General features: G+C 62.9%; 13 protein-coding genes and 1 pseudogene. 5 read left to right on the top strand and 9 right to left on the bottom strand.

Features of this window, described 5'->3' with window-relative positions; genetic code table 11:
* Positions 1–390: 390 nt before the first annotated feature.
* From BM438_RS44740 to hisI, 4 genes and pseudogenes are all read left to right on the top strand, one after another.
* Positions 391–513: pseudogene (locus BM438_RS44740) on the top strand (IS5/IS1182 family transposase); the annotation flags it as partial.
* 188 nt (positions 514–701) lie between these two features.
* Positions 702–1,229 carry a Fur family transcriptional regulator gene (locus BM438_RS44745; protein ID WP_143131676.1) on the top strand — a complete coding sequence of 176 codons (528 nt, stop codon included), beginning with the start codon at positions 702–704 and terminating at the stop codon, positions 1,227–1,229.
* A 118-nt stretch (positions 1,230–1,347) separates the two neighbouring features.
* Positions 1,348–1,572: a hypothetical protein gene (locus BM438_RS08575; RefSeq protein ID WP_093633849.1), complete on the top strand. Its 225-nt coding sequence runs from the start codon at positions 1,348–1,350 to the stop codon at positions 1,570–1,572.
* 63 nt (positions 1,573–1,635) lie between these two features.
* Positions 1,636–2,103, top strand: a complete 468-nt coding sequence (gene hisI / locus BM438_RS08580; RefSeq protein WP_093633850.1) for a phosphoribosyl-AMP cyclohydrolase — start codon at positions 1,636–1,638, stop codon at positions 2,101–2,103.
* Between the two features lie 24 nt (positions 2,104–2,127).
* On the opposite strand, the gene BM438_RS08585 is transcribed toward hisI, so the two are convergent.
* The 8 genes from BM438_RS08585 to BM438_RS08620 form a co-directional block, all read right to left on the bottom strand.
* A complete protein-coding gene (locus tag BM438_RS08585; RefSeq protein ID WP_093634058.1) occupies positions 2,128–3,492 on the bottom strand; it encodes a dihydroorotase in 1,365 nt (454 codons plus the stop codon).
* Entirely contained in the window at positions 3,486–4,058 is a 573-nt protein-coding gene (locus tag BM438_RS08590; RefSeq protein ID WP_093633851.1) for a 6-pyruvoyl trahydropterin synthase family protein, read from the bottom strand. Before BM438_RS08590 ends, BM438_RS08585 begins: the two co-directional genes overlap by 7 nt.
* A 16-nt stretch (positions 4,059–4,074) precedes the next feature.
* Entirely contained in the window at positions 4,075–4,635 is a 561-nt protein-coding gene (locus tag BM438_RS08595) for a gamma carbonic anhydrase family protein (protein WP_093633852.1), read from the bottom strand.
* Positions 4,632–6,044, bottom strand: coding sequence for a cysteine--tRNA ligase (gene cysS / locus BM438_RS08600; protein ID WP_093633853.1), 1,413 nt, complete (start codon positions 6,042–6,044; stop codon positions 4,632–4,634). Before cysS ends, BM438_RS08595 begins: the two co-directional genes overlap by 4 nt.
* Positions 6,041–7,261: a CobW family GTP-binding protein gene (locus BM438_RS08605; RefSeq protein WP_093633854.1), complete on the bottom strand. Its 1,221-nt coding sequence runs from the start codon at positions 7,259–7,261 to the stop codon at positions 6,041–6,043. Before BM438_RS08605 ends, cysS begins: the two co-directional genes overlap by 4 nt.
* A 134-nt stretch (positions 7,262–7,395) precedes the next feature.
* On the bottom strand, positions 7,396–8,616 hold the full coding sequence (zigA, locus tag BM438_RS08610; protein WP_093633855.1) for a zinc metallochaperone GTPase ZigA: 1,221 nt from the start codon (positions 8,614–8,616) through the stop codon (positions 7,396–7,398).
* Between the two features lie 24 nt (positions 8,617–8,640).
* Positions 8,641–9,288: a DUF1826 domain-containing protein gene (locus tag BM438_RS08615; protein ID WP_093633856.1), complete on the bottom strand. Its 648-nt coding sequence runs from the start codon at positions 9,286–9,288 to the stop codon at positions 8,641–8,643.
* 307 nt (positions 9,289–9,595) lie between these two features.
* A complete protein-coding gene (locus tag BM438_RS08620; RefSeq protein ID WP_093633857.1) occupies positions 9,596–11,692 on the bottom strand; it encodes a TonB-dependent receptor in 2,097 nt (698 codons plus the stop codon).
* Between the two features lie 215 nt (positions 11,693–11,907).
* On the opposite strand from BM438_RS08620, the gene BM438_RS08625 reads away from it, so the two are divergent.
* Entirely contained in the window at positions 11,908–12,366 is a 459-nt protein-coding gene (locus tag BM438_RS08625) for a Fur family transcriptional regulator (protein WP_093633858.1), read from the top strand.
* 18 nt (positions 12,367–12,384) lie between these two features.
* Here BM438_RS08625 and BM438_RS08630 read toward each other — a convergent pair.
* A protein-coding gene (locus BM438_RS08630) for an IS3 family transposase (RefSeq protein WP_093634059.1) occupies positions 12,385–13,580 on the bottom strand; the annotation gives its coding sequence in 2 pieces (ribosomal slippage) (positions 12,385–13,265 and positions 13,265–13,580; 1,197 coding nt in all).
* Between the last annotated feature and the right edge of the window lie 835 nt (positions 13,581–14,415).

The following is a 14,415-nucleotide window of genomic DNA, read 5'->3' on the forward strand; positions in this document are numbered from 1 at the left end:
TTTCGGATTCTGGAGAACACGATGCTTCGCGCGCTGGTGTCGATGCTGATGTTTGGGCTGATCGGCTCGGCGATCTCGGGTGCGGACGCCTACTTCAACAGGGGGCTGGCGCGAGTGGGCGCTTGAACACCTGCGCGGGCTGATTGACGTCACACTCAACTTGTTCGGCCGCCCGCTGACGCCGTAGTAATTCTTGAGTGCGTCGCCCGAGTGCGCCAAACAGATGTTCATCGACTCGAATCCGTACTGAGACAGCGTGAACCGCGGGCGGAAAAAGTGAAGGGGTAGACCATACGGCACCGTGCGGTGCTGCCGCGGCCTAGGGGCAGCCGGTACCCCCACCGCGCTTTTTGCATCCCGTCGAGAGGGAGAAAAATTAGGCCCTGCGTCGTCACCCAATTGCTGCCACTTGTTGACGCCATTCCACTGATTCGCGGCGTACGTGGCCGACCTCGTCAGAAGCTCAAGGTCATCTACGCAGACCGTGGCTATGACTTCGAGGCGCATCGCCGGAACACAACCGCCCTCCTTCGCCTTCGACGCGCTGTACCGGCTCGAACGCTGGGCGGCCGGCAGACGGCAGTCGGGTGTCCGACGGCCATCGCTGCGGAAGATGGCCTGCAACCGCTGTTCGACCAGGGCATGCCGCCAGGTCCATGACGACGACCATACGACACGCGTGGTCTTGCCCGCGCGGGACGATGTATCATTCCATCATTGGACAGTTGCATCCACGGTCATCCATGCCTACCCGCCACTCTCCGCGCAAACATCCACCACACGCTCCTACCGACTGGCCATCGCGCCTGCGCGAGGCGGGGCTGCGCTCTACCTCGCTTTCCGTTGCCGTGCTCGAACGCCTGGAGGGCGCCGATCAGCCCCGTTCGCACGAAGAGCTCGCCCGCGATCTGGGCGCCGCTACAGGTGCGGGGAAAGTGGATCGCGTGACCCTCTACCGGATCCTCGACCGGCTGACTGCCGTTGGTCTGCTCACCCGAATCCAGGGATCTGACCGCGCCTGGCGCCATGCAATCGCAAAGCACGAGACCTCCACTGGTTATTTCGAGTGCGATCATTGCCACAACATTTCTGCGCTTCCGGAAGATCCGGAACTGGCCGGTGTGCTCGCCCGGATCGAGCGCAGGCTCACGCGTCGTGGCGTTCATAGCACGAACGCTGCCGTCACCATCCACGGCACCTGCCGCGATTGCTCGACCCACGGCGCGTGAGCACGCAGGATCATGGCACCTGATCCGGCGGGTCAGAAAGCAGGTTATTAACGCCACTTTGTTGCATTAATATCCAACCCTGCTAACATGGGATTTTCTGCTGGCGCCCGCCGTACCCATGACCTCGCCGATTCCCCAGAGCTTCGATGACTGGCAGCACTGCATTGAGCACGAGTGCGGCATCACGCTGACACCGGCGTTCATCCAGGAACGGCTGGCCGTACTTGGCGACCCCGGCAATGCCGAGACGCAGCGGTTTGCGCGGCTCTACGGCGAAGTGCACCTGCAACGGGTACTGGGCTGGTTTGCTGCCGCGCTGGAAAACACGCCACTTCGGGCATGACGCATCGGGTGTGAACCAAGTCCCTCGTCTGCTGACCGCCCCGCTCAGGAGAACCTTCCCATCATGACTGCCTCGCTTCAATTCGCTCCCCGCACCTCCGTCACCGAAGTCGAGGAAGGTCGCTCGCTCTCGCCCAGATTTGGCCCTGATGGACTGATTCCCTGCGTCGTCAGCGATGCGGGCCGGGACGACGTCCTGATGGTCGGCTACATGAACCGGGAAGCCCTTGCGCGGACGATCGAGACCGGTATCGCCCACTACTGGAGCCGCAGCCGCCAGACACTCTGGTCCAAGGGTGCGACGAGCGGACTGACCCAGCGTGTAGTCGAGATGCGCATCGACGACGACCAGGACGCGCTGTGGATTCGCGTCGAGGTGGCGGGCAGCGGCGCGAGTTGCCATGTCGGTTATCGCAGCTGTTTTTACCGCGCGGTTGACCTGCCCGAAGCAACCTTGCGGTTCACGGAAGGTGCGAAGACGTTTGACCCCGTCGCCGTGTACGGCGACGCGCCCAATCCCACGCAGCTCTGACAGCTTCCGGGCGTCGTGCCCGCATCATGCCGGCGTGATCGCCATCGCCGCGTCGAAGCGGACCGGCTGTCCCACCGGGTATCCCTGCACGGCGTCATCGCGCATCACCACATGGCCACGAATGATTGTGGCGACCGGCCACCCCGTCACCCGCATGCCATCGTAGGGCGTCCAGCCACAGACGCTCGCGATCCAGCGGTTCGTGATTTCGCGCCTTGCCTTGAGATCGACGAGCGTCAGGTCGGCGTCGTAGCCCACGGTGATGCTTCCCTTTTCCGCTATCCCGAACACCCGCGCAGGACCTGCGCTCGTCAGTTCCACCAGACGCTGCAGCGACAGCCGTCCCTTGGTGACGTGATCGAGCATGACCGGCAATAACGTCTGCACGCCCGGCATGCCGCTGGGTGACTGCGGGTACGGGCGGCCCTTCTCTTCCTGCGTATGCGGAGCGTGATCACTGCCCAGCGTGTCCACTCGTCCCTCCCGAAGCGCGCGCCACAGCGCCTCCCGGTGCCGGGCTTCGCGGACCGGCGGGTTCATCTGCGCCAGCGTGCCCAACCGCTCATAACATTCGGGCGCACACAGGGTCAGGTGGTGCGGCAGCACCTCGACTGTCACCCGGCTCCGGTACGACGCCAGCAACGCGATTTCTTCCCCCGTCGAAACGTGCAGGATATGCAGCGGCCGTCCTGTTTCGCGCGCCATGCCGACGATCCTGCGCGTCGCATTGAGTGCGCTATCAACGTCACGCCAGCGTGGATGGTCGCGCACGTCGCCCGATGTTTCTGCGATTGACCGGCGCTCGCGCAGTCTCGCCTCGTCCTCCGCATGCACGGCCACCCGCCGCCGGCCGTGCTCGAGGATGCGCCGTAGTACAACGTCGTCATCCGCGAGCAGATCGCCGAACGAGCTGCCCATAAAAATCTTGATGCCGGCGCAGCCCGGTAACGCTTCCAGGTAGCCCAGCTCACCAGCGTTGACGGACGAGCCACCGATGTAGAACGCGATATCACACCACGCGCGTCCTGACGCTGCCGCGATCTTCCGTTCGAGGTCGTCGCGGCGCAGCGTCAACGGACTGGTGTTGGGCATCTCGAAAACGGCCGTCACGCCGCCGAGCACCGCGCCTCGCGTGCCCGCTTCGAGATTCTCCTTGTGCTCGAGGCCCGGTTCGCGGAAATGGACCTGTGAGTCGATCACGCCAGGCAGCACGTGCAGGCCGTGTGCATCCACGACCTGGTCAGCGCTCCAGCCGCGCGCGTCGATCGAAGCGATCCGGCCGTCAACGCAGGCAATGTCCGCCTGCTCACTTCCTTCCAATCTGACCACGATACCGCCGCGCACGAGCAGGTCGGCATGACGGCTGGCGGCGCCCTTCGACGTCAGCATGCCGGTGCGCACGCCACAGCGCTGGTCAGTTCATCCAGGATACCGGTCGTCGCCTCCCGGCGCACGGCATCCGAGAATCCGATCAGAGCGGGACTGACCAGCCCCATGCGCGGATTGTAGGCATCGCGCCGGAAGCACTGTGCGTAGCCGGTCGCCGTCTCATGCACGATCACCGACTGGACTCTGACATCCGCCTCGCCGTTACGCATCGGCATCGCACGCATCACCACATCGACCAGCACGAAGAACACGCGCGAAAGCTGCTCCGCGCTGGGCGACACCGGCAGGGCAATCCAGCGCTGCGAATGGCTACGGCACATCTCCATGTACGCCGGGTCGTCACAGTTCCAGAACACGAGCGTATGGTCGAACGCGTCCACGATCTCCCGGACCTCCCCCTTGAGGAGGCCGAAGTCATAAACCATCTGGCCGTGATCGAGCGCATCGGCCTCGAGAATGATCTCCACGCGATAGGAATGGCCGTGGATCGACCATGCGCAACGATGCGATGACGCATGCCGCACGACATGCGCACCTTCAAACGAAAACAGTTTCCGGATCAGCATCAGTATTTCCTTACGGTCACAACTCGTTCGCGATGCGACGGTATCCCTGAACGAGCCTCATATTGGTCTGGGCAACGTCCTCGGAGAACTCCGACGCACTGGCGGTCACCTTCGGGATCGTCGACAGGTCCGTGCCCGGCCCGATGCGCTGCGTCGACGGCACGTAAAAGCCTGCGGGCAGATCGCATCCGTCCACCACCGCGTTGTGACGGACGACACAGCCCTCGCCGACCGTGCAGTTGAAGAGCACGCTGTTGAATCCGATGAACACGCGATCGCCGACTTCGCAAGGACCATGCACGATGGCGCGGTGCGCGATCGACGTATGGCGGCCGATCGCGACCGCAGCGCCCGACTTCGAGTGGATCACAACGCCATCCTGAATGTTCGAATGCGCACCGATATGGATCGGTTCAATGCCGCCCTGCGCATCCGTCTCGTCGGCACGGATCACCGCGTACGGGCCGATGAATACATCCTCGCCAACGATGACCCGTCCACACAGGATGGCGGTCGGATCAACAAACGCGCTTTCGTGGACCACAGGCAGGTCCCCACGTGGATTTTTGCGGATCATGCCGGCCCGCCTTGACTCCGGTGCCAGACGGTTCCTTCTGCCGTGTCCTCGAGCTGGAGGCCTGCCCGCAGCAGCTCGTCGCGCAGCGCATCCGCCTCGCCAAACGCGCGCAGCCGGCGAGCCTCGGTACGGCGGGCCAGAAGGGATTCGACCCATGCGTCATCGGGCGCGGACGTTCCACCGGCACGACCGCGCAACGCATCCAGTGCGCGCGCTGGCTCCTGCTGTAGTACGCCAAGCAGTTGCGCGGAGGCCAGCAGTCGCGCCTTCGCCCATTGCCGGGCCGGCCCATCAGCCGCACGCTGCAGATCCTCCACCAGCTGGTGCAGCCGGGTCAGCGCACGGGGCACGTTGAGATCATTCAGCAGTGCTGCCTCCAGTTCGCTGTCCGGTTCGGTCTCCAGGTGCGGAAACCGCGACACGGTATCGAGTGCAGCATAGGCCCGCTCAAGCGTCCGACGGGCCGCCTGCAGCCGCTGTGCATTCCAGTCAAGCGGATGACGGTAGTGGGTCGAGAGCAGCGCCAGCCTGATCGCTTCGCCGGGCGCGTGCGCGAGCAGATCGCGCACCAGCAGCACGTTGCCGAGCGACTTCGACATCTTCTGCCCGTCCACGGTGACGAAGCTGTTATGTACCCACATCCGGCAGTACGGCTCACCATCGTGCGCGCAGACGCCCTGCGCGATCTCGTTCTCGTGATGCGGAAAGATCAGGTCCTGGCCGCCACCGTGGATGTCGATGGTACGTCCCAGATGTCGCCCGATCATCGCTGAACATTCGATGTGCCATCCCGGGCGGCCGCGCCCCCATGGACTGTCCCAGCCCGAGATGTCGTCGGTCGAAGGTTTCCAGAGCACGAAGTCGAGCGGATCGCGCTTGTATGGCGCCACTTCCACCCGCGCCCCGGCAATCATGTCCTGGGTGCGGCGCCCCGACAGCCGGCCGTATGCCGGAAAGGATGGCACGTGGAACAGTACGTGTCCTTGCGCAACATACGCGTGATTCCGCTCGATCAGGGCACCGATGAGTTCGACGATGTCCGGGATATGCTCCGTCACCCGCGGTTCGATATCCGGTGGAAGGACGCCGAGCGACTGCATGTCCTGGTGATATGCGTCGATATATCGCGACGTGACGTCACCGATCGGCACGCCCTCGCGGCGCGCCATTTCATTGATCCGGTCGTCAACGTCGGTGAGGTTGCGCGCATAGAGCACGGAGCGGTAGCGCCTGCGCAGCAGCCGCACGAGCACGTCAAACACGACGGCTGGCCGTGCGTTGCCGATGTGCGCATGGTTGTACACGGTAGGACCGCACACGTACAGCGTAACCGCATCCGGTACGCCCGTCTGCAGCGGCTCCCTGCGGCGGGTCAGCGTGTTGTAGAGCGCAATGGGAAGCCTCGTCATCCGGAATGCGCCTCCTGCGAACGGATGGCGCGCACCTCGCTGAACAGCCGGAAAGTCGATTCGACCGTTTCACGTTCGACCGCGCGGGTAATAAACACAATGCGCGAGCGGCGATCGTCACCCGGCCATGCATCGAGCGGCACCGGCGGATGGAACACGTGCTGCACGCCGTGAATGACGATCGGCCTGTCCTCGCCTTCCACGTTCAGGATCCCCTTGATGCGCAACATCGACGGGCCCATCAGCGACAGCAGCACGTCGAGCCAGTCGGTCAGCACCTGTTCCGGAATGGGGTCGTCGACCGTGAAGCAGAACGCACGGATCTGGTCGTCGTGGCGGTTGACGTCGTGCAAATGGTCACGATGGTCGTCGTGGCCGTGATGCGCCTGCGCCTCTCCATGGTCACGCTCCTCACCGGCATGACCATCATACGCATGATGATGAACGTGTCCGTGCGCGTCGCCATGCCGATGCGCATGCTGTTCGTCATGGTCATGATCGTCGCCGTGACCCGCTTCTCCATGATGATGGCCATGGTCGTCGGAACGATACTGCTCCTCGGCGAGCCAACGTTCGACGTCCGCGATCTTGCCGTCCGCCCTGAACAGGCCCAGGTCCAGTATCCGGCTCGCTGCCAGTTCGCCGTGACTGACGCGGATGACGCCAGCGGCCGGATTGATTGCATGCAGCCGGCTGGCGAGCCGTTCCAGCGCATCCACGTCCGCAAGATCCGTCTTCGTCACCAGCAGCCTGTCTGCCATCGCCGCCTGCTTGACCGCCTCGACGTGCGCGTCGAGCGTTGCTTCGCCGTTGCGGGCATCGATCGTCGCGACCAGTCCATCCAGCCGGTAGCGGTCCTTCAAGTCGCGGTGCGTCGCAAGCGTATGCACGATCGGCGCAGGATCGGCCAGTCCTGTCGTCTCGATCAAGACCCTGTTGAACTGCCGTTGGCCTTCGCGCGCGAACCGCCAGTGAATGTCCTTGAGCGTGCGGACCAGATCGCCGCGGATCGTGCAGCACAGGCAACCGCTGCTCATCTCCACCACGATATCCTCGCGGCTGTGGGCGACCAGCATGTGATCGAGCCCGATCTCACCAAACTCGTTGATGAGCACCAGCGCATCGGCCATTTCCGGCTGCTGCACCAGCCGGTTCAGTACCGTCGTCTTGCCGCTGCCAAGAAAACCCGTCAGCAGCGTTACCGGAATCAGGTCCATCGCGCACTCCCCGTGTGGTATGTCCAGCTTTTCAAGATCCAGCGGTTGTGCCTGGGTGCCAGTGCGGGACCCGCGCCCGCGTCGCGGCGGGCGTTGCCCGCCACGCTGCGAACGGTGTGTCGCCGCGCGCGGGCTCATGCCGCGCCTTCTTCCTCGGGCACCCGGCCGCCCCACGCCGGGAACGGATCGTCATACTGCGTCCACGCCTGCGGGCCTTCCGCCATTTCCGCATCGGTCAGCAGGCACGCATCCAGGCGCTGACGCAGTGCCGGCTCGTTCATGTCGACACCAATCAGTACCAGTTCCTGGCGCGCATCGCCGACGTCCGGCTCCCAGTTTCGGTTGATGAATTCGAGGGATTCGGGATCGCTCGGCCAGTGCGATTTCGGCACTGCCGCCCACCAGAGGCCCGCCATGCCGTGGCGGCACACCGCGCCCGCCTGCGACCACGAGCCCGCGTGCGTGGGACGGCTCGCGAGCCAGAAGAACCCCTTTGAGCGCACGACGCCCGGCCATTCGCTGTTGACCATATCCCCGAAGCGCTCAGGATGCATCGGACGCCGTGCCCGCCACACGAAGCTGCGGATACCATATTCTTCCGTCTCGGGCGTGTGCTCACCACGCAGTTCCTTGAGCCACCCCGGCGCCTTCGACGCTTCCTCGAAGTCGAACAGCTTGGTATCCAGTACGCGGGCGAGCGGCACGCGACCGAATTCCGAGATCTCGATGCGGGCCCGGGGATTCAGACTGTGCAGGATCGCCATCAGGCGCTCGCGGTCTGCATCGCCGATCAGGTCGGCCTTGTTCAGCACGATGACATCACAGAACTCGATCTGCTCGATCAGCAGGTCCACGACCGTACGCTCATCTTCATCGCCGAGCGACTCTCCGCGCGACTGCAAACTGTCCTGTGAGCTGTAGTCGCGCAGGAAGTTGAAGGCGTCGACGACCGTCACCATCGTGTCGAGCCGTGCGACGTCGGAGAGGCTCTGACCGCTCTCGTCGGCAAAGGTGAAGGTCTCGGCCACGGGCAGCGGCTCGGAGATCCCGGTCGATTCGATCACGAGCTGGTCAAATCGTCCCTCTTTCGCCAGACGGTTGACTTCCAGCAGCAGGTCCTCGCGCAGCGTGCAGCAGATGCAGCCATTGCTCATCTCGACCAGCTTCTCGTCGGTGCGCGAGAGCTGCGCGTCGCCGTCACGTAAGAGTGCGGCATCGATGTTCACCTCGCTCATGTCGTTGACAATGACGGCGACGCGTCGCCCTCCCCGGTTGTTCAGAATATGATTTAGCAGCGTCGTCTTGCCCGCGCCGAGAAATCCTGAAAGGACCGTAACCGGCAGTCGTGCATCCATGAAATGACTCCTTGTAGTTCTGTATCAGGCGATATCGATCGCAACCATGACGCGGGGGCTTGCGCCGTGCGACATCGCCGGCGAACGGTGAATCGCCCCGTGCGAGCGCGCATCGGGCCACCGCTCGCCCTTGAGGACGGCAACGGTGAAGGTGGGAATCTGGTGAACGCACGCACTGTCGGGAATCAGGCCCGAGCGCCCGTCCGGCAGGCCGCCGCTGTCCGGCCCGAGCCGACTGCGATCGGCACACCGGCGCTCGAGATATTCGGTGCCGGGGCCCCGCCACGTGCATAGCAACCGCGCAGGCACGTTGTCCACATGAAAGCGCGGACACATCGCCTGCCTTGTTACCTCAATGCGTAGCCTTGCACTGCGACTGTCGAGCAGTATGCAGAGCGTCGCCGCAAGCGCTGACAACTCGCGCCCGAACGCCGCGCAACCCTGCAGCCGTGGCCACGGGCCATCGACCACCGGCTCACCCTTCTTCCACTGTGCCATCCAGCGTACGGAATCAATACCCGAATGGATGACAGCATCCAGATAGCCGCTCACACGCGCGTTGCGCTCACGCGCTGCCGATGCAACCTCACGCAGTGGATCGTGGATCGCCGACAGTTCACCCGCCAGCTTTTTGTACGCCTGATCGCAGATGTCGGCCTCTTGCGCATGCATCACAGCTTCCTTGATCGGGTACTGCACAGGGAGCGGGCTTGCGATGCGCTCCCGCACATGCCCGCATTATACATAAACGCAACCATGTTGCATTAATGAAGGTTGGCGGGATTGTGCGAAATGTGCGTATACGCACGTATTGAGAGGTGATAGCAGGAACAGATCCGTCGCGTCGCGTAACAGAATGGCCACCGGCTGCATGACGGCACGTGGCACATCCCGTGCCGACCGGGGCCGCGTCGACGTTGCCCTGAAACGGGGGTGACATGCGCCGCCCCCTACTGCCGATGCATGTCCGGTGGCCAGGCTAGAACGTTGTGCGCAGCCCCACCATCACACTGCGACCACCTTCCGGAGCGATATCCCGGACGACCGAACTCGCATAACGGATGTCCTGGTTCGTCAGGTTATCGCCGCGGACATAAGCCAGCCAGTTCGTTGAACCGACGTGAAACCGATACGTCAGGATGAGCCCGAGTTTCGTATAGCTAGCAGTAGGCAAGTCATCCTGGGGAACGCGGTGCTGCCCCCACGCATGCTCCATTTCGGCGCGGGCGCCGAACGGACCATAACCGTAGTCCACCGCGAGCGTCGCGCGCAGCGGCGAAATGCGGGGCAGTGGTTCATCATTATCCATGTTGCGCGCGTGCGTGTAGTCGCCGACCAGTTCGACATCGACCTGGTGCGCCCCCCTCTGGAACACCCGCCACTTGCCGTCGAGCTCGATGCCGTAGAATTCCGCGCGCACGCCGCGATACACCGCCTCGTTCAATGCGTCGTCGGTACCGGGCGCGACCACCTGGTCATCGTCATCGACCAGCCGTCCCGTGTTGTACTCAGTCAGATAGTTTTTGAAGCGGCTATAGAACACGCCGACGCTACCCCGGTTCGGACCATTCTGAAAGCGCAGCGACAGGTCGGTCGAGACGGCCTTCTCCTTCTGCGCACCGGGATTGCCGATCAGGTACTGCCCGGTCGCGTCGTGGGGACCGTTCGCAAACAGTTCATAGAGTGCCGGCGCACGCTCCGTGTAGGCAACGTTGCCCGCCACCGACCACGCAGGCGTGAATTTGTACAACGCGCCAAGCGACGCACTGACGGCATTGAAATCACGGTCCAGTGCACTCGCGAACCTGTCGTTGCCCGCCGCAGTCGGATCCTGCTTTACGTGCTCGTAGCGTGCCCCTGCGCTCAGCTTCAATGCATTGGTGACATTCCATTCCTCAAGCCCAAAGAGGGCGACGTTGGTCGTCTGCGTTGTTGGAACAAGTGCCTCGTCGCCGAGCGCCGAGAACGTGTTCTGGCTGAGCTGCACACCCACAGCGCCTTCGAACGGACCGATCTTCCGGTGCCGGGCCTCGATCCGGGCCTCGTACCCGTGATTGCGAAAGGTGGTACTGGTTTCGCCGTTGTCGATTTCCTTGTGTTCGTAATCCGTGTAGCCGAAGTCGAACTTCAACTGTGAGAAGGGCCCCTGCAGATTGCGCACTTCCGAGGCGAACGCCACGTGGTCCTGATGCATCCGCAACCGCACGTCGTCCTCGGCCACGGAGCCATAGTTCGCTTCATAGCCGTTGTAGGACACGCCGGCGTATCCGTCCGTCCATGTGTATGAACCGCCGAGCGCGCCACCGTGCCACCGGCCGTCCGAGTTCGGGATGCTGCCGTAGGCCTCATCCGCATCGGGACCGTCGAGCGCGCGCTGACGGTCGGAGTGAGCGAAGCCCGGGATGCGCTCCTTGCCCGTCTCGCGGTCGAACACGTCCGCGTGAAATGCGAACTGGCCATTGCCTGCCTCGACCTGTGCCGCGCCGGCGCGCGCACTGTTCGCTCCACCGTAGCTCGCATCGACGGCGCCCGTCACGCCCTTGATGGGCTCGCGGGGAATACGGTTGTCGATCGTGTTCACGACCCCGCCAATCGCGTTGCCGCCGTAGAGCAGCGCCGCCGGTCCGCGTACGATCTCGACGCGCTCGATGGTGAGCGGCTCCTGCGGCACCGCATGGTCATAAGACAGCGACGACGCGTCCCACGCCGCTACCCCGTTCTGCAATATGCGGATGCGATCTCCATCCATGCCACGGATGATCGGCCGCCCCACCATCGGCCCGTAGGTCGTGGTCGAGACGCCCGGCAGGCCGTTCAGGGTCGCTCCGAGCGAGTTTGTCTGCCGGCGGATCAGCGCATCGCCATACAGTGCAGTTGCTGGCGCGATCAGGTCCGTGTCCCCAAGCGGGTTCGCAGTCACGAAAACCGGCGCGAGCGAGCCGCCGGGGATGGCTGTGGGATCCTGCGGCGTGGCGGGCACCCGGGACTGCGCATGCGCCAGCGTAGCCAGCAGCGCAATCGAGAGCGGAGACAGCCGGCTCAACTGCAAGGAGAAGCGGGGAAGAGTTCGGTTCACGGTTATTGTTCTAGCAAGGTTTTGTACAAACCAGGCACATGCAATGCAACGATATAACATTACATTGCATGTCAGCATTCCGCCATGCCTGGCACTAGCATCGAGGCCCTGTAGCCAGAACGGCTGGATATATTACAGTTGACCAAGAAGACGCCGACGAAATGATATAACATAGCTTACAATCGGTAAAGATCGGGCTTGGGATAGGAGAGGCAATGACGGCAGCAGACACCGGAACAGCATTGGACACACTTGAAAGGCGCTGCGCAGCCGCCGGGCATCGTCTGACGCCGCTGCGGCGACAGGTACTCAGCCTTCTGCTCAGGCGTAACGGACGGGCGACGGCCTACGAAATCATCAACGATTTGCCTTCAGTCGGCCGGCGACCCTCCCCGCCTTCGGTGTATCGCGCGCTTGAATTTCTGATGAAGATCGGATTCGTAAATCGTGTGGCCGCGACCAGCACCTTTTTTGTATCTGTAACTGATGGCCCGCGACGCCATACAGTTCTCCTGGTGTGTGCGGCCTGCGGTGCAACGGAGGCACTGGAAGACGAAGGGCTCGAACGGGCTCTGTCCCAGGCGGCGGGTTCGGCACACTACGAAGTGGATGGCGGTCAGACAGAGGTGAACGGTATCTGCGGAGCCTGTCAACGTGGACTTGCCCCTGCATAACCGGACACGTGGTCACGCTTAGGTTGGTGAGTTTGCTTGCTGACGGAATTCGCGTGGCGAGCGGTATTTCGAAGCGCTGTGCGGATGCGATACGTTGTAGTGGTCGAGCGCGATGGCCAGGTTTTGCAGAGCCGTTCTCGCATCAGGTTTGGGCATCCACGAGACATAATCGCGCTTTATCGTTTTGACAAAGCTCTCGGCCATTCCGTTGCTCTGCGGACTTCTGACGGGTGTCGTCACGGGCTTCAGGCCGATTGCCCGCGAGAACGTCAGCGTCTCGTCGGCAATGTAGCAGGAACCGTTGTCGCTAAGCCACTCGATTTCGCTATCAGTTTTCAGCGCTCCGTGGAAGCGGCTCTCGACGGCCTGAAGCATCACGTCACGCACCATGTCACCGGTGTAGCCGCCGGTGCTGGCCACCCAGCTAATGCCCTCGCGGTCGCAGCAGTCCAATGCAAAGATGACGCGCAATGGCGAGCCGTCATCACAACGGAATTCGAAGCCGTCCGAGCACCAGCGCGCATTGCTCCGGTCCACCGCGACCCTGCCGTCATGCCGCCGCGTGGATTCAGGATGTCGAGCGCGGCGCTCGAGCAGCAGACCGTGCGTGCGCATGACCCGATAAACCCGCTTTGCATTAACACGCGGTTGGGCCCGTGCATCCCTGTTTCGCCGCAATAGCGCCCACACACGCCGGTAACCGTAGGTGGGCAGGTCGGCGACCAGTCCCCGAAGCTCGGTCACCAGCGGTATATCGCCCAGAACCGGCATTCTGCGCTGGTCGACCCACTCGGCGGGGCGCTTCGATTTGACCGCAGGATTAGAGCGCGACACACCCAGGACTTCACAGACCGTCTTCATCGGTCGTCCCCCGGCAGCAATGGTGAGCGCGCAATCAATTTTTTTGCCCGGCCGTACTCCACTGCTTCGCGAAGGATTTCCACTTCCATGGTCTTCTTGCCCAGCAGCCGCTGGAGTTCGCGAATCTGCTTCATCGCTTCGACCAGGTCGGAGGCCGGCACCACCTGTTCGCCGGCACTTACGGCTGACAGGCTGCCATCCTGATACAGCTTGCGCCAGGCGAACACCTGGTTCGCATTCACCTGATGGCGTCGGGCTACCCCGGAAACGCTCGCTCCGGGTTCGAAGGTCTCGCGCACTATCGCGAGTTTCTCTTCAACCGAGCGGCGCCGGCGCTGTTCCGGCTGGGTCAGAACCTCTACGGGTTCTACGTTGGAGTTAGGCTTAAACTCGGGTAAGGCCGCAGCGTCGCCGCCGCAGCCTCCCCTAAGAACCGTACGTGCAAGTTTCCCTGCATACGGCTCAAGCATTCCAAAGCCGCACGCCTGTGTGACCGGCGTCTACAAACTGACGCCTGCGCATCGTCTTGCCGAGGTTCTTCCACCGAAGCGGAGGGCGCAGACACCGCGAACGATGCTCTCTCATGCTTCCCTCTACGAAGTCTTTCGACAGCTTTGCGCTAGAACACCGGACGGAAGTCTGCCCGCTTTCGCGTAGGGTGATGTTACAACCCCTATCTGGACCATTACAGCCCGGCATTCGCTTTATCCGTCTTCTCATACCCGCACAGTCAACGACTTGCCTTTCGGTTCATCTGCCACGTGGGCAACTGTACGGGCTTACCACGTTCCCGTTTCATCACACGACCGGGTTAGGGTCCGCCTTTTCGCCGGCGGGGATTTCGACGACGTGCTCCGACCTATGAACGGAGCATCCACCCGCGCACCAGTTTGGTTAATGCCTGACAGCAGCTTTGGCATCCTTCTTCTGACGACGTTTATCAGCGATTCACATGTGTTACCCATACCGGTCAGCCTTGCGTCTCAGCCCCGTCGCTGCTCAGAGCCTCTACGCGTCACCTCGCGGCGGCGCATACAGTTGGACTACGTTGTCGGAAAGGCTTCATCCAGCGTCGTCACCAACGAAAGATGCTTTCCTAGGCTACCGCTGGTCGCACAACGGGTCCACTGTCGCGGAAACATGTTCGCACGACCGAACAATGATGAAGCGGACACACACTGCGCTCTC

This window comes from Paraburkholderia aspalathi, assembly GCF_900116445.1.
Taxonomy (GTDB): Bacteria; Pseudomonadota; Gammaproteobacteria; order Burkholderiales; family Burkholderiaceae; genus Paraburkholderia; species Paraburkholderia aspalathi.